Source organism: Bacillus sp. FSL L8-0654, from assembly GCF_038629965.1.
Classification (GTDB): Bacteria; Bacillota; Bacilli; order Bacillales; family Bacillaceae; genus Bacillus; species Bacillus safensis.
Genome location: NZ_CP152026.1, coordinates 2,206,034 through 2,220,806, shown reverse-complemented (window position 1 = coordinate 2,220,806; position 14,773 = coordinate 2,206,034). Strand labels below are relative to the sequence as shown.

23 protein-coding genes and 1 tRNA gene are annotated in these 14,773 nt (G+C 40.3%); 17 read left to right on the top strand and 7 right to left on the bottom strand.

The genetic code is table 11. The features are described from left to right. Nucleotides 1-77: 77 nt before the first annotated feature. From MHH65_RS11340 to MHH65_RS11330, 3 genes are all read left to right on the top strand, one after another. Nucleotides 78-1,202 carry a M14 family metallocarboxypeptidase gene (locus MHH65_RS11340; RefSeq protein ID WP_120208215.1) on the top strand — a complete coding sequence of 375 codons (1,125 nt, stop codon included), beginning with the start codon at nucleotides 78-80 and terminating at the stop codon, nucleotides 1,200-1,202. A 154-nt stretch (nucleotides 1,203-1,356) separates the two neighbouring features. Further along, the gene (locus tag MHH65_RS11335; RefSeq protein ID WP_056767338.1) at nucleotides 1,357-2,610 is read left to right on the top strand and encodes an MFS transporter; all 1,254 of its coding nucleotides are present in this window, start codon (nucleotides 1,357-1,359) and stop codon (nucleotides 2,608-2,610) included. 76 nt (nucleotides 2,611-2,686) lie between these two features. Further along, entirely contained in the window at nucleotides 2,687-3,001 is a 315-nt protein-coding gene (locus MHH65_RS11330) for an MTH1187 family thiamine-binding protein (RefSeq protein ID WP_024427984.1), read from the top strand. Between the two features lie 224 nt (nucleotides 3,002-3,225). Here MHH65_RS11330 and MHH65_RS11325 read toward each other — a convergent pair whose 3' ends face one another. Further along, nucleotides 3,226-3,399, bottom strand: coding sequence for a DUF2759 domain-containing protein (locus tag MHH65_RS11325; RefSeq protein WP_003217333.1), 174 nt, complete (start codon nucleotides 3,397-3,399; stop codon nucleotides 3,226-3,228). 157 nt (nucleotides 3,400-3,556) lie between these two features. Here MHH65_RS11325 and MHH65_RS11320 point away from each other — a divergent pair, with 157 nt between their 5' ends. After that, nucleotides 3,557-4,195: an MBL fold metallo-hydrolase gene (locus MHH65_RS11320; protein WP_034280195.1), complete on the top strand. Its 639-nt coding sequence runs from the start codon at nucleotides 3,557-3,559 to the stop codon at nucleotides 4,193-4,195. 45 nt (nucleotides 4,196-4,240) lie between these two features. Here MHH65_RS11320 and MHH65_RS11315 read toward each other — a convergent pair whose 3' ends face one another. Continuing rightward, entirely contained in the window at nucleotides 4,241-4,483 is a 243-nt protein-coding gene (locus MHH65_RS11315) for a DUF2626 domain-containing protein (RefSeq protein ID WP_003217440.1), read from the bottom strand. Between the two features lie 212 nt (nucleotides 4,484-4,695). On the opposite strand from MHH65_RS11315, the gene MHH65_RS11310 reads away from it, so the two are divergent. After that, the gene (locus MHH65_RS11310; RefSeq protein ID WP_007501232.1) at nucleotides 4,696-5,076 is read left to right on the top strand and encodes a Spx/MgsR family RNA polymerase-binding regulatory protein; all 381 of its coding nucleotides are present in this window, start codon (nucleotides 4,696-4,698) and stop codon (nucleotides 5,074-5,076) included. Between the two features lie 55 nt (nucleotides 5,077-5,131). Here MHH65_RS11310 and MHH65_RS11305 read toward each other — a convergent pair. Next, nucleotides 5,132-5,202 (bottom strand) — tRNA-Gln (locus tag MHH65_RS11305). Nucleotides 5,203-5,299: 97 nt separating this feature from the next. Here MHH65_RS11305 and MHH65_RS11300 point away from each other — a divergent pair. The 9 genes from MHH65_RS11300 to MHH65_RS11260 all read left to right on the top strand — a co-directional run bounded on the left by MHH65_RS11300 (nucleotide 5,300) and on the right by MHH65_RS11260 (nucleotide 10,567). Next, on the top strand, nucleotides 5,300-6,175 hold the full coding sequence (locus tag MHH65_RS11300; RefSeq protein ID WP_024422979.1) for an STAS domain-containing protein: 876 nt from the start codon (nucleotides 5,300-5,302) through the stop codon (nucleotides 6,173-6,175). Nucleotides 6,176-6,355: 180 nt separating this feature from the next. Next, nucleotides 6,356-7,426, top strand: coding sequence for a competence type IV pilus ATPase ComGA (gene comGA, locus MHH65_RS11295; protein ID WP_041117979.1), 1,071 nt, complete (start codon nucleotides 6,356-6,358; stop codon nucleotides 7,424-7,426). Beyond that, entirely contained in the window at nucleotides 7,407-8,447 is a 1,041-nt protein-coding gene (gene comGB, locus MHH65_RS11290; RefSeq protein ID WP_024422978.1) for a competence type IV pilus assembly protein ComGB, read from the top strand. Before comGA ends, comGB begins: the two co-directional genes overlap by 20 nt. 16 nt (nucleotides 8,448-8,463) lie before the next feature. Beyond that, complete coding sequence (gene comGC / locus MHH65_RS11285; RefSeq protein WP_024422977.1) at nucleotides 8,464-8,757, top strand: competence type IV pilus major pilin ComGC; 294 nt, start codon at nucleotides 8,464-8,466, stop codon at nucleotides 8,755-8,757. Further along, nucleotides 8,750-9,196, top strand: a complete 447-nt coding sequence (comGD, locus tag MHH65_RS11280; protein WP_034621605.1) for a competence type IV pilus minor pilin ComGD — start codon at nucleotides 8,750-8,752, stop codon at nucleotides 9,194-9,196. Before comGC ends, comGD begins: the two co-directional genes overlap by 8 nt. After that, nucleotides 9,180-9,494, top strand: a complete 315-nt coding sequence (gene comGE, locus MHH65_RS11275; RefSeq protein ID WP_264315972.1) for a competence type IV pilus minor pilin ComGE — start codon at nucleotides 9,180-9,182, stop codon at nucleotides 9,492-9,494. The genes comGD and comGE overlap by 17 nt, the downstream gene beginning before the upstream one ends. Then, entirely contained in the window at nucleotides 9,406-9,933 is a 528-nt protein-coding gene (comGF, locus tag MHH65_RS11270) for a competence type IV pilus minor pilin ComGF (protein ID WP_264315971.1), read from the top strand. The genes comGE and comGF overlap by 89 nt, the downstream gene beginning before the upstream one ends. Further along, on the top strand, nucleotides 9,930-10,313 hold the full coding sequence (gene comGG, locus MHH65_RS11265) for a competence type IV pilus minor pilin ComGG (RefSeq protein WP_041117969.1): 384 nt from the start codon (nucleotides 9,930-9,932) through the stop codon (nucleotides 10,311-10,313). The genes comGF and comGG overlap by 4 nt, the downstream gene beginning before the upstream one ends. A 59-nt stretch (nucleotides 10,314-10,372) precedes the next feature. After that, nucleotides 10,373-10,567: a YqzE family protein gene (locus MHH65_RS11260; protein ID WP_024422974.1), complete on the top strand. Its 195-nt coding sequence runs from the start codon at nucleotides 10,373-10,375 to the stop codon at nucleotides 10,565-10,567. A gap of 34 nt (nucleotides 10,568-10,601) precedes the next feature. Here MHH65_RS11260 and MHH65_RS11255 read toward each other — a convergent pair whose 3' ends face one another. Further along, nucleotides 10,602-10,880, bottom strand: coding sequence for a DUF3889 domain-containing protein (locus tag MHH65_RS11255; RefSeq protein WP_061109527.1), 279 nt, complete (start codon nucleotides 10,878-10,880; stop codon nucleotides 10,602-10,604). A 299-nt stretch (nucleotides 10,881-11,179) separates the two neighbouring features. Here MHH65_RS11255 and tapA point away from each other — a divergent pair, with 299 nt between their 5' ends. The 3 genes from tapA to MHH65_RS11240 are packed head-to-tail and all read left to right on the top strand — an operon-like array spanning nucleotide 11,180 to nucleotide 13,190. Beyond that, nucleotides 11,180-11,707 carry an amyloid fiber anchoring/assembly protein TapA gene (gene tapA, locus MHH65_RS11250; protein WP_041117967.1) on the top strand — a complete coding sequence of 176 codons (528 nt, stop codon included), beginning with the start codon at nucleotides 11,180-11,182 and terminating at the stop codon, nucleotides 11,705-11,707. Nucleotides 11,708-11,759: 52 nt separating this feature from the next. Next, entirely contained in the window at nucleotides 11,760-12,332 is a 573-nt protein-coding gene (locus MHH65_RS11245; protein WP_034280218.1) for a signal peptidase I, read from the top strand. A 57-nt stretch (nucleotides 12,333-12,389) separates the two neighbouring features. Then, the gene (locus MHH65_RS11240) at nucleotides 12,390-13,190 is read left to right on the top strand and encodes a TasA family protein (RefSeq protein ID WP_176966992.1); all 801 of its coding nucleotides are present in this window, start codon (nucleotides 12,390-12,392) and stop codon (nucleotides 13,188-13,190) included. A gap of 67 nt (nucleotides 13,191-13,257) precedes the next feature. Here the strand turns inward: MHH65_RS11240 and sinR are convergent, their stop codons facing one another. From sinR to MHH65_RS11225, 3 genes are all read right to left on the bottom strand, one after another. Continuing rightward, nucleotides 13,258-13,593 (bottom strand): transcriptional regulator SinR, encoded by a 336-nt coding sequence (gene sinR, locus MHH65_RS11235; RefSeq protein WP_024422969.1) that lies wholly within the window; start codon nucleotides 13,591-13,593, stop codon nucleotides 13,258-13,260. Nucleotides 13,594-13,626: 33 nt separating this feature from the next. Then, complete coding sequence (locus tag MHH65_RS11230; protein ID WP_075623492.1) at nucleotides 13,627-13,791, bottom strand: anti-repressor SinI family protein; 165 nt, start codon at nucleotides 13,789-13,791, stop codon at nucleotides 13,627-13,629. A gap of 183 nt (nucleotides 13,792-13,974) precedes the next feature. Beyond that, complete coding sequence (locus MHH65_RS11225; protein ID WP_268418254.1) at nucleotides 13,975-14,772, bottom strand: YqhG family protein; 798 nt, start codon at nucleotides 14,770-14,772, stop codon at nucleotides 13,975-13,977. Nucleotide 14,773: the final 1 nt, after the last annotated feature.

The following is a 14,773-nucleotide window of genomic DNA, read 5'->3' as shown; positions in this document are numbered from 1 at the left end:
AAAACCTCTGCTATTTTAGAAGCAGAGGTTTTCTTTTTTTGTCTGACGGCTCATATAGTATGAGAGGAGGGATGTAAATGAAGACAACGTCGTTTGGAAAAATTGAATGGCAGCTGGATGAAGCAGGGAGGGATGCTGTGGCAAAGCAGCTTGGTATTGGCAAAGCTGCTTTTCATTTATCTAATCAATCAAGCACTGATAACCTTCTTTTACCGGGATATAGACTTCCAGAAGGAGTCCATGTATTTGATTCGATAGGTGATGTGCAGAGATTTATTGCACCTTACAGACTGCAGCAATCAGATGATTGGATTAATGGAACATTTGAATATGATAGCGCTCGATTAGAAGAAGAGCTGAGCCGCTTGAAAGCCGTATTTCCTTTTCTTCATATTAGCGTTATTGGCCATTCAGTGCTTGATACACCTATTTATGAGATCCGAACAGAGCCTGTTCAGCATTTACATTCTATTCATCTCAATGCCTCATTTCATGCAAATGAATGGATCACGACGTCTGTTTTATTAAAATGGTTGAAATCGCTTTGCTTAGCAGCGTCAGATCCGGTTCAGGCAAGACATTATGAAGCGGTTCATATCCTGCAGACCACCGCTTTATCCATCGTGCCAATGGTCAATCCAGATGGAGTGGATTTGGTTCGTAATGGACCGGAGTCAATAGGTCTTCATCGTGAAGAATTCACACTGCTAAACAAGGGATATTCCGATTACCGGGAATGGAAAGCAAATATTCGAGGGGTGGATTTAAACAATCAATTCCCTGCTTATTGGGAGATCGAGTACTATCGTCATCAGTCGAAGGCACCGTCCTACCGGGATTATCCTGGGCGCGAGCCATTAACAGAACCAGAAGCGAAAGCGATGGCCAATCTTGCGTTGCGAAAACGATTTGACCGGCTGATCGCCCTTCATACACAAGGAGAAGAGATCTATTGGGGGTTTCTTGGCCATGAGCCAGCCATCTCAAAAGAAACGGTCAAACGATTCGAACTAGTGAGCGGCTACAAACCGATCCAATATCTCGACAGCTATGCAGGCTATCGCGATTGGTTTATTTATCAATTTCATAGTGAGGGCTATACAGTCGAGCTTGGTCTAGGGAAAAATCCTCTTTCCATGGATCAATTTGATTCGATCTATGAAAAAACAAAGCGGCTTTTGTGGGAAGCGTGTAAATGTTAAAAGCACCTGTCTGGTGCTTTTTCATATTTTGAGAAAATCAATTGCTTATGGTCAATAAAAACAATGTTGAAGCAATTGACGAAGGCTTCCTAGTAAGCTATTGTGAAAGATATGGATGTAAAAAAAAGGATATGATTTAGGGAGATGTCGACTATTGAGTGCTCAAAGCCTGTGGAAAAGAAATTTTACTTATTTATTTGTTTCTAAAATGTGCAAAATTACGGCTGATAGTTTATCTTTCAACACCATCTTGTGGCTTTTAGTACTAGGAGGGAAAGGGGCCATAGGGACAGCTTTTTTTATTGCAGTCAGCTTTGTTCCTCAAGCGATTGTTGGACCATTTATTACGCCTATGATGAAGCCGCATCAATTGAAATTTTGGATGTGTTTTGCTGATTTAACACGAGGGGCGATTATCCTTGTGATCGTGGTTAGTTACTTTTATGGTTTCACACCATTAGTCCTCATCATTGGCTGTATGCTGCTGCATTCGGCGACAGGAGGCTCCTATGAACCGGCATCTGTATCGATTATCCCAAAGCTTGTTCATGAGGATCTCATACAAAAAGCGAATGCAACGATCCAATCAGCAAGTCATGTAGTAAGACTTGTGACGGTCACGATTTGTGGTGTCATGATTGCGTTTGTAGGCGTAGGTTATACAATGCTTGTGATCATTCCTCTTTACCTTTTGTCCGCTTTATTGGTGTTCATGATTTCATATCAAACAGAAGTCATCATCGATAAAGCCAAAAAAGGGTTATCTTACGGCAAAAGATTAATTCGAGGTTTTTCACTTGTGAGAAGCCATCATATTTTGTTTCCATTAGCGATTTTTTGTGTCTGCTCAAACTTTGCTGCGGCACCATGGGAAGCATTGTCTGTTATTTATTTAACGGAAGACTTACATAGTGGACCGGTCGTCTATTCATTCATCAAAGTCACAACCGCACTAGGCGCATTTTTGATGGGGTTTGTTTTGACAAAGATAAAAGTGAATCGGTATGGATTGCTGTTTATAGGTGCTGGGATTGTTGATGGAATCGCCTTCTTCATCACAGGTATGAACGCATTGTTACCACTTGTGTTTATATCAGCTTTTGCTTTAGGAGCAGCCATTAGTGCAGTTAACGTACCCGAACATACGATGATTCAATTGTCAGTAAAGGCAGAGGATCAGCCGCAAGTGTATGCGATCATTAACATGATTTCCTACTTGATGATTCCGTTAGGCGCCCTCATTGGCGGTTATATGGCAACCCTGTTTGGATCTGGGTATGTCATTGCGGCTGGCGGCATCATTGAAGCTGTTTCAGGTATATGCCTGCTTCTGTTTACAAAGATCGGGAAGGTAGAGAGAGCGGAGTTGACGATAGAACGAGACAAACCTGCCGTAAACGCAACGTAAGCATGGCATGATTGAATGAGGATAGGTTACAATGAGGACGAGAAAACATGAGAATTTAATGGAAAGGGGAAAAATTATGGCTATAGCAGACGTCACCATCATTCCAATAGGTACTGAAACACCAAGTGTCAGTGCTTACGTAGCAGATGTACAAAGAATTTTAGAAGGCTTTCAACAAGAAGGAAAAATCAAATATCAATTAACACCGATGAATACGTTAATTGAAGGCGAATTATCCGTTTTATTTGAGGTCATTCAGCGTATTCATGAAGCCCCTTTTGAAAAGGGATTGCACCGAGTAGCGACCAATATTCGCATCGATGACAGACGGGATCAAACCACAACACTTACAAGCAAATTAGAAAGCGTGAATAAGCATTTAAATCAATAAAAAAAGCCTGCTAAATGCAGGCTTTCAGCGTGTAGACAAACCCTCGCATTCTTTGTCAGTCCTGCGTTCCGGTGCTCACGAATGTCATATTCGCTCCGCTCCGTTACTCGTTTTTCCTAGGGCTGCAAGGGCTTTCTATCACGCTGAAAAGAAGACAAAGGGCTAAAATAAAAATCATTTTAGCCCTTTGTAGGAAATCTGAAAGCCTGCTATATGCAGGCTTTTTAATGTGCAGTTGGATAACCGCTATAGATGATGGTCATGACAGTGAACCATCCAAAAACCAAAAATGTAGCGCCTGCAAAAGCGATGGCAAGTACGTTCACTTTTTTTAGTGAGCGATAGATGCCGAGCGCAGCTAAAATCGTGACTAGACCAAAAATAATGACGAGCATCATGTGAAAGTCCCCCTTTGTCATCAATCCCCTTGATTTCCTTTCTTTTCATTTTAACCGTTTTCATAAAGCTTGTCGAGTAGATTCCAGTTGACGATTGTTTGAATTTTTATTGAATAGCCTTCATAATAAAAAAGAATGAATAAAGTAGGTGATGAAAATGAATTGGAGAAGAATGCCACTAGGCTATGTACAAGCGAACGCATATATTTGGAAAAACGAGCAGGGAGAGTGCTTAATTTTTGATCCAGGCGGTGAAGCGCAAAAGCTGATTTCCTATGTAAAAGAAAAACAGCTTACACCACTTGCTGTCTTATTGACACATGCTCACTTTGATCATATTGGCGCGGCAGATGAGGTGCGCGAAGAGTGGGGAGTGCCGCTGTATGTACACGAAAATGAAAAAGAATGGCTCACGAACGCTGAATTAAACGGTTCAGCTCGATTGATTGGGAATGGAATTACGGTCAAAGAAGCTGAAAAATTGATTACGTCAGAAGGAACGCTTCAAATTGGATCGTTTACATTAGAAATGTTCCATACACCAGGGCATTCACCAGGCAGTGTGTCTTACTATTCGGCGGAAGAGGGCTTTGTTATTTCTGGTGACACGCTATTTGAAGGCGGCATCGGGAGAACAGATTTAGTAGGCGGCAGTCAGGAAGTGCTGCTACAATCAATCCATCATAAATTATTGTCATTGCCAGAATCAACTCTTGTTTTAAGCGGACATGGCGGAGAAACCACTGTGCTGACGGAGCAGGAGCAAAATCCGTTTATTAATGGATTTTCTCTTTAAACGTATGAAAAAAAGCATCTCTTTTTATAGAGATGCTTTTTTCAATTAATGTCCGGTACCGGGAACCATGATGAAAATCGAATAATATGTAAATCCGGCAAAGAAAATCGTCAAGTACGCTCCGAAAATGTAAATATACATTCTTTCGGATAAATTCAAGTAGGATAAAAATACAAAAAGAACGGTTTGACCGAAGAATAGCAGCGATGCATCTTTCATATGTCCTAAATAGAACATGACAGCAAAAATACCCGTCCAAAAGCCAAGAACGCGGAACATGCGATTCATTTCTTTCCCTCCCCTTAAAAACCCCTTTGATTCATATTATAGCTGATCATCACTTGTTATGTAAACATTTACATTTTTGACATCATGTGAACAATTTATTTTGAATGTAGAAAAAATTTTTTTGAAAAAATGATGAAAAAGTGTTTATGCCGAAAAACATGAGGGTACTTACTCCATAAGAGAAAAGGTTAACGACCTAAGGAGGAAGACTAATGAGTGACATTACTTTTTATTCATACCCGAGCTGCACGTCTTGCCGCAAAACAAAACATTGGTTAAAGGCGAATCAAATTGATTTTAAAGAGCGTCACCTTTTCAGAGAAACGCCAACACTAGATGAATTAAAAAAGATTCTTTCTTTAACAACAGAAGGAATGGATGAAATTTTAGCCACACGAAGTCAGGCTTTTAAAAGCTTAAATTTAAATATTAATGACTTAAAAGTAAACGAGGTCTTACAGCTTCTCATTGAAAAACCAAAGCTGCTCCGGAGACCAATCATCATTGATGGGAATAAATTAGTGGTCGGCTATAATCCCGGAGAACTCATGAAAATATCAAAGAAGAAAGCGATTCATCAATCGGTATCCTAATAAAAAACGAAGATCAGCTGAAACAAGCTTCAGCCGTCTTCGTTTTTGTGCTGAACTGGGCTAGCTGGGTTCGAACCAACGATCACGGAGTCAAAGTCCATTGCCTTACCACTTGGCTATAGCCCAATATCAAACGTGTAATGTTATTGTTCACCATCTGCGGTCATTTATACATAAAAGTTGTATGTCACGAGTTTTAGTGAAAAAGGAGCGAAAGAAATAAATGAAAAATGAAAAATCAAAGCAATTATACGAATTTATCCTAAAAGAAGCCCCTGTCATGACCGAAGAATGGCTAAAAACAAGAACAGAAGAAGGCTCATTATATTCTAAACATGCTTCAGAGGAAACGGAAAAGAAGCTGAAGGAACAGAACACAGCGTTTATTCAAACCATTGCAGCCACGCTTGTGACACTGTCTGACAAAGTAGAAAACCATTTGAAAAAGTGGTCTGTTGATATTGCACGTGATCGAGCAGTGCACGAGGTGCCGTTATATGAAATCATTGGACAGTTTAAGATTTTCCGCCACATTTTCTGTTCGAGAATTGAGACATTCACCCAAGAAACAGAGCTTGAAGTGACGCTGCAAGATGTGTGTCAGTGGAATCAGCACTTTCACGCCACATTTGATGACATGATTGAGCGTTTATCAGAAGAATATGACCGCGTGACACTTAGTCAGCTGAATGCACAAAGAGAGATGATTCAAGAGCTAAGTGCCCCAGTTATTCCAGTATCAAAGGAAATTGGGATTTTGCCGCTGATTGGAGAGATCGATACGTACCGGGCCAAAATCATTCTGGAATCCGTACTAGAACAGGCTTCAAGACTGCGTCTAACGCATTTATTTATTGATATTTCTGGTGTTCCCGTTGTTGATACGATGGTGGCCTATCAGCTGTTTAAAGTGGTCGATAGTGCGAAGCTGCTAGGGATTGAGACGATTATTTCAGGCATCCGCCCAGAGATTGCTCAAACTGTAGTGAAACTCGGCATTGATTTCTCAAAAGTAAATACTGAGCATAGCCTTGCAAAAGCTTTAGAAAAAAGAGGATTTCGTATCTTTGAAGAGCAGCCGCAAGAAGCCACATCATGACCAAAAAACCTGTACTTGTAAAAGTCAGGTTTTTTTATATGCTCTTTTCTAAAAAATGATGTAATGCATCGTGAGTTGAGGGTTTTCATCATTTATTAGTCATGAAAATCATAAATTGCTCTTTTGTCATTCACGTTCCGCCATTCTACAATGTGATCACAGAAAGGAGTAGTGATCCACTTGTATGGGATTGAATATTTAAGGCAAGAGCTGCTAGAAGAAGCATGCCGCATGAGGGCTTCTGATGTGCATATTGTGCCAAAAGAAAAGGAAGCTTCGGTCTCATTTCGTGTTGACTCAGATTTAATCCAGCAGCGAACGATTGATAAAAAAAGCGGAGAGCGGCTTATTGCACATTTTAAGTTTTTATCTTCTATGGATATCGGGGAAAAAAGGAGGCCGCAAAATGGCTCACTAGCTGTGATGCTAAGAAACGGTCAAGTGTTTATTCGGATGTCTACCTTGCCGACAGTGAATGATGAGAGTTTAGTGATTAGAATTTTACCGCAGGATCATGTTCCGAAAATTAAACATCTATCATTATTTCCGAAAGCCTCAGCCAGATTATTATCCTTTTTAAACCACTCGCATGGACTCATTTTATTTACTGGGCCAACCAATTCGGGGAAAACAACAACCCTCTATTCACTGATCCAGTTTGCAAAAAAGAATTTTAACCGAAATATTATTACCCTTGAAGATCCTGTCGAAACAAGGAATGAAGAAGTATTACAGGTTCAAGTAAATGAAAAAGCCGGCATTACGTATGCCGCAGGATTACGCGCTATTTTAAGACATGATCCAGATGTGATTGTGCTAGGAGAAATAAGAGATGCTGAAACGGCCAGAACGGCGATTAGAGCAGCGCTGACAGGCCATTTAGTATTGAGTACGCTCCATGCAAAAAATGCAAAAGGAGCCCTTTATCGTATGCTTGAATTTGGTGTCACGATGAATGAACTTGAGCAAACGATGGTTGCGATTGCTGCGCAGCGATTAATCGAGCTCACCTGTCCTTTTTGCGGAGAAAGATGTCAGCTTTACTGTAAATTAAATCGACCGATCAGACGAACAAATGTATTTGAACTGCTGTTCGGAAAAGAGCTTGGTGAGTGTATCAAGGAGGCTAAAGGAGAATATGCTCACTCGTCATATGAAACACTGCAAAGATTAATTCGTAAAGGAGTGGCACTCGGCTATTTATCAAAAAACACTTACCATCGCTGGGTTTATGAAGAAGCGAGTCTCTAAAGTATGGTCTAAAAAGAACCAAGCTGAATGCCTATCAAAACTAGCTCAATTAATTCAGGCTGGATATACATTGATTGAGGCATTAGTGATGGTGAATATCCAGTTATCAAAACAACAGCGGCAGCAATTAAAACTAGGTATTCAGTGGCTTCACGAAGGCGAGCCTTTTTATGTAGTGCTGGAGAGACTCCATTTTCAGCGGGAAGTCATCGCTATACTATGTTTTTCTGAGAAGCATGGCAGTCTAGCCCGTGCTTTAGAACAAAGCGCCCGTTTTTTAGAGAAAAAAATCAAACAGTTAGACACGTTTAAACGTATGTTACGTTACCCGCTTTTCCTTATCTTCACGGTTTTGGTCGTGCTGGTACTCGTTCAGCAAATGATCATTCCTCAATTTTCTGTTTTGTACTCATCGATGGATACCCGCATGTCTTGGCTGATTCAAGGGATGTTTGGACTATTTCAATTCCTTCATGCTTTTCTGCTCATCACTAGTTGTCTGTGTATCTGTCTTATTGGATATTATGCTGTTTTTTTTAGGAAAAAGTCGACCCTTGAGAAATTGAGGGTGATGAGTAAGCTGCCTTTTTTATATAAAGGGATGCAGCTGATGCATACGTACCTTTTTTCTCTTCAGCTCAGCGGACTGCTTCAAGCTGGATTATCGATGTACGAAGGTTTGCAAGCTTTTAAACAGCAAAGCTACCTGCCTTTTCTTCAAGAAATAGGTGAACAAATGATGGAAGAGTTAAGAAAAGGAGAAAGCATGGCCCATCAAGTAAGCGTGTCTCCTTTTTTCGAAAAACATTTTGCAGCCATTATCAAGCATGGTGAAGCCAGCGGAATGCTTGCGAGAGAAATGTACACGTACAGCCAATTTCTATTAGAGAATGCAGAGCTAAAAATTGAAAAATGGATTTCTTGGCTGCAGCCAGTTATTTATGGGGTAACAGCACTTCTTATACTCATCGTGTATTTATCTATTCTTTTACCAATGTATCAACTAATGGAGCAAGTGTAAGAAGGAGGACAGAGACATGAATGATAAAGGATTTACCCTGTTAGAAATGTTAATAGTCATGCTCGTAATATCCATTCTTTTACTCATTACCATACCGAATATCACACGTCATCACCAAGCGATTCAGGCAAAGGGCTGTGAAGGGCTTAAATCAATGGTCAGCACACAAGTGATGGCATATGAATTGGAGCATGATGGGAAGACGCCATCTTTAGCTGAATTAGAAAAAGAAGGTTATGTCAAAAAGGGATTAACTTGTCCTAATGGAAAAGCGATTGTCATTCAAAACGGCAACGTGAAGCATGAATAAATTATTTTTACATGAGAAGGGTTTTACCCTGATTGAACAGCTGTTGATTTTACTTGTTTTATCGATTTTATTGTCGATCATGGGAGGGAAAATCCCAAATATAATAGAGAGCGCTGAAGCCAAAAGACAAGTAAACATCATGAAACAAGATCTTCAATTGGCATCATATACTGCATTTATCAAAAAAACACGTGTACATGTTGGGATCCATCCGCCGCATGTATCTTATCAGGTAATAGATCAAAAGAGTAACGAAGTCATTGCTTCATATCAACATAAAAAGGGCAGCATCAAAACTTCTACATTCTCGCAAGGTATCTATTTTAATGCAAGCGGACATCCAAGTAGCGGTGGATCTTTCATTGTCGAATTTGGCAGTCAATCGTATAAACTGACGATTTATTTAGGAAGCGGGCGAATTCATGTTCAAAAACAATAGAGGATTTAGTACGTTTGAGACGCTGTTTGCCTGTCATCTCTTTCTATTTGCTGCCCTAGTGCTCATGCCAGCCTATGAAAAACTCATGATGGGGAAAAAGGAAGTGAGAGCCAAGCTTGATGCATATCAGGTTTTACATGAACAGATGAATGAAGCGTTCATAAATGGGACAACATCTTCCATCAAAAAGAAGAGAGGCGAGATCATATATGTTTTCAATTGGCGTAAACAGAAGGGATGTGTTTCATACAAAGTACAAAAAAAAGAGACCATATGCTTTCGGCATGTGGAGCGATGACAAAGCTTTTACCCTTTTACAAGCTTTGTGGCAGCTGCAGCTATTTCTATTTCTTTCTTTTGGCTGTGGGCTGATCTTTTCAGCAGCTGAGAAAGCTCGTCCATTTGAAGACATCAATCGATTTTCCCAAATGGAATGGAAACAGACTGTCCTGCAATTAGATGAGGAATTAAGTCGTGCCGATGCTGTGAAATCAGTGAAAGGAGGAAAAGTGTTAGAGTATATTTCCGATCAAGGGCGAGTGGTAACGATTGAGCCATACCAAGAGATGCTTCGAAAACGAACGGATCAGGCTGGACATCTTCCTTTATTGCATAAGGTGAAACAATTTCACGTGAGAACGAGTCAGCATAGAGCGATTCTAAAAGTCACAGATGGATCTGGTAAAGTGTATGAAGCCGTTTTTTTCACATATAAAGGAGTGGTTCGTAAATCGTGAAAAGGGAGGAAGGGTTTATCTATCCGCATGTACTTGCGGCGATTTTATTTTTTCTCTTGATCCTAGGGGCGATAACGATGGGGTTTCAAAAAGAACTGAAAAGTGCAGAGCTGACGATTTCTTTTTATAAAAAACAGCAGCTTTTTAGGGTGGGTGTGAGTGAAGCTGCCAGCACAGTAGAACGTATTTGTGCGGAACAGAAAACCCATATTGATACTGAAGAAGGCCGTGTGACACTGAAGCGGATGAAATGCGATCTAAAGAAAAAGCTTGTCCTTGTTTTGGTGAAGGTGAAAACAAAAGATGGTTTATCCGATGAGCGTGAACTGATGCTGGATTGGAAGACCGGTGAAATCATGAGATGGGCAAATCCTGATTAGCCAGTGTATAAAATCATCCTCTTCCTGGTAAGACTTGAAGGAAGAAGAGGTGAAAGTGCTTGAAAACAAATGACTATGTAAAATATATGACGCAGGAAATCATTAAATATATGAATACACCACGTGACGAACGGAAGGAACACAAACAAGAAAAAATAGAAACGAAACCGCCGTTTTCACAGCGTTTATTTGGGGTTCTGCCGTTTGGCTTATCCATGATGCTTAAAAAACGCCAGCGCCATCGACGAAAGTAAAAAGCCGCCCAGCAGGCGGTTTTTCTATGCCGTTTTAGCTGTATTCCTCCACAACAATCACTTTATTCACCTTATTTGAGTAAGGATTATAGGAAATGGTGACAAACACCCCAAATTCCTTTGTATGGTCTTTTAACGTAATATGATACTGTTTCACAGATTCCTTATCGCGGTGGCGGTCCCATACTTTTTGTTTAAATAATACTTGCGTTAGCGGGTATCTTTTTTTTGCTTCTTTAACTGCCCGCGTTTCCCATTGATCTGCGGCGGCAGTCAAACCTCTCGCATCAACGGGTTTGAACTCTAGCATCATAGGACTCAGCAGTAAACTGAGCATGATTATGATTTTTCCATATTGCACTTAACATCACCTCACCTCTTCATATCCTGACCAAATCCTACATTTTTATGTAAGTTTTAAGAAGTACAAATGTCACACAAAAAAATATTGAATATGGTGAAAAAATGAGAAAATGGGAGAATTTTCTCGTAATGGTTCTTGTTTAAGAACAAAATGGACTAATTTGACGTTTTGGGTTTTATAGGTATTTCCTTATACTGTATATAATCGTTCTTTTTAAAGAACAAAAGTTCAAGGAGTTGAAGGAATGAATGAAACAGTCGCTCTTTGTACTCTTTTGTGCCATTTGTTTGATTTTGACGTCTTCCATCATGACACCAACGAATGCTTCTTTTAACGATGTCGAGCACAAAAACTTTGTCATGAAAACATGTGAAAATTTTGAACAGACAGATCAGCATTGTCAGCCTAAAAAATGGGATCAAAGTCAATTGGAGCTTATTGATCAAACGATGATCGAAGGAACAGTCTGCGCACCTCAAAAACTGAGCATGACACTAAAAAATAGTGGACAGCCTATTGCGCACTCTGAATGGAAGTGGGAATTACATAAAATAGGAAATGATCAAAAGCCATTACAAGATGGTCATATTCTTGAAAAGGGGTCCATAAAGTCCCTGTTGTCGCAAGAAACAGCGACTGTCACGACAGAAAAAGCAAAAACAAATGGAAGCTATGCATTTAAAATCTATTATCCTAAAGGGTTTGGCGCATCTGATCAGGCGTACTTTTGGTCTAAACCGATGGTGCTCTCAAAGTGTCAAGAAAAGGCGTCCTGAATGGAGCTGACTTTTAAAGTGAAAAAATGATAGGCGAAGGGGAGAAGGGGTTATGAAAAAATGGATGAAGATGTCTGGGAGTATTCTTTATGTGATGGTGTTCACGGTGATGATAGCCTCTATTATTGTCGTGTTGTCATCAAGAACAACAGGAGGAGAACCTCAGATCTTCGGTTATCAATTGAAGCAAGTATTATCAGGTTCGATGGAACCAGAATTTTCAGCTGGGTCACTGATTGTCGTAAAACAGGTCGCCTCACCTGAGACGCTCAAAAAAGGAGATATTATTACGTTTCAAACAAAGCAGGATCAGTCCTTTGTGACCCACCGCATTGTTGGGGTGAAGGGAAAGGGTGCATATAAAGCGTTTGAGACGAAGGGTGACAACAATATGTATCAGGACGGCACGCTGGTAAAAGCGGATCAGGTAACTGCGCAGTATATGGGAGTGAACATTCCTTATGCGGGTAAGCTTCTTTCGTATGCAGGGACATCTGCTGGAACTGCTTTACTCCTTATCATACCAGGTGTCATGCTGCTCGTTTATTCAACCATTCATTTTGTGGGCGCAGCGAAACATCGTAGACACACGGCTGATGTACATATGAAAGAGGAACAAGCTTAAATCGTTTGTAACCTAATCAGGTTTCAATAAAACAATAAATTAGGGGGTTTATTATTCATGGCAATGAAGAAATCAATTCGTTTAGGTGTATTATCAGGGGCTTTAGGTCTTGCATTAATTGGCGGGGGAACATGGGCGGCGTTTAATGATATTGAAAAGGCAAACGCGGTCTACTCGACAGGAGAGCTGGATTTATCTGCTAAAGAGAACTCCGGCGCCATCAACCTTGCGAACTTAAAACCTGGTGATCGGATCAAGAAAGAATTTCATTTTGATAATAAGGGATCATTAGCGATAAACCAAGTGCTGATGAGTCTTGATTATAGCCAGTTTAAAGATGGATCTTCCGCGAAGAATGGCGGTAAAAATACAGCTGAAGAATTTCTCAGCCAGTTTCAGGTGAGTGTTCTTACGGTTGGAGCCGAAGGTGGAAATGGTTATCCGAAAAATATTATTTTAGACCATGCAAACCTGCTTGACTTGCATCAATTAACGTCAAAACAGGATCAGACCGCATTTGAAAAGCTTCGTCATGCCGTCGATGAGAAGTTTTTACATGAAAGTGGGAAAATTAATGTAGCAACTGTTGATGGAACAGTGGCTCCAGAGTATGACGGCATTCCAAAGAATCCGTTTGATTACGATAAAGTGGAAATGATCATTGAATTTATCAATGACCAGACGAAGGATAAAGCTGGTCACTATATCCAAAATAAATACCAAGGCGATGCGATTCAAATTGATCTTTCCTTCGAAGCGACTCAGTGGAATGGTTTAACGATCAATCCAAAAAAGCATACGGATGAAAAAGGCTACGTGAAAGAAAACGAAAAAGCACACAGCGAAGATAAAAAATAAAGCCAGTCTTTAGGCTGATATCAAGGTCTGCATAGCAATTGGAGGAGTATGCGCTAAAACGTGCGCTTTACTCCTCTTCTTGCTTTTTTCTCCAGATTTGATAATCTAAAAATTCACGAAATTGCTTTTTCGAAACCCCTGATGTCATTGCATCTCGAACTAGTTTTTCCCATTCACTATCTAATTGACCATCGTATTCGGTTTCATCTTTTTCGTTTAAAAGTGTATGAACCGAGACGTCCAGAACAGCGGAGACTTTTTCAAGAAATTGAATGGAGGGGTTTGTTTGCAAGTTTCTTTCTATTGAGCTTAAATAAGACTTCGCTACCCCAGCCTTTTCGGCCAGTTCTGATAGTGAGTAGCCTTTTTCATTGCGGTATTGTTTAATACGCTGGCCAATCAATGTCATCACCTTCCTTTCGATATTATAGCACATTCAGAAAGGTTTGATAGAATGACTTCTTACCAGAGGGGGAGACTCAGAGGACTTTTCATTTGATTTGAGGAAATGACGGACTTCTTCAACTGTTAGTCCTGCCTTGCGAGCTTCGCGTAATAATTGAATCCATTCACTGTCTAATTTGTTCGTTTTCTTTTCCATACAAATACCCTCCTAAAATACTGAATCATGTATTTCAGGCACTTAACGCATGAAATGGAAAGACATAGGTGGTAAGACCTCATAGATTGCTTGCGTCATGTTTCCGCCCAATACAAACAGACAAACTTAGCTTTAGACTGATCGAAAATTGTATGTCACATAAAAGGGGAGGGGGACCATGAGTCAACCTCCTCTTTTTTGCTGTAAGTAAAAAAGTCCGCCATTTTCAATCGTAAGACTGATTTTTGGTTCATATAAAGTTTTAAGTGCTTGTCTTTCTATTTCATATTCTACAGATGTGTCTGAAGTCCCTTCATAAAATTGGTTTAAAAGTTCGGAGTCTTCCTTCCATTTTTGAACGGCTCGCACTGCCCAGTCATCTGGCTCTTCATGGGCATAACGCTCCATGAGGCTGTAGAGCCGTTTGATTCCGCTTTCTGGCTTAATCATTGTACTCATCGTAAAGCAATAATCGGGAATTTGAGATGACAGCTCACGAGCTTCCAGCTTCTCTTGAAATTGTTCAATGATTTCTCCGCGAATGAGATGAAGGCCTAATGATAAAAGCTTATCCTTCTTCCGGTCTGCCAGATAAGAGATTTTTACATTGAGACCAAGCCATGGCTCAAGGGCGATCTGGTTGTTCGTGAGCGGGCTGACTCGTTCATAAAGCCGGATAAAACGGCCCTGCTCTTTGACCGCCTCAAATATTTGAAATAACCGTGGGGAGCCGAAATGGATAAATTCACCACTGGTCGTATCACCCGCTTTTTTTTGATCTGTGATGAATGTCAATTGCCGCGGTTCAGGTACACCGCCAGTTTTTTCAAGCCAGTGCCAATAAAAAGGACGGTTCATAATTAATTTATCCATTTCGATTGTCAGCTGTACGGTCATATGTCCTGCACTTTCTTCTAATATGCTGCATTGATTCGCCTTGAAAAAACGGAGAAGAAAGGTGTGAATGTCATGCTGCTCCATT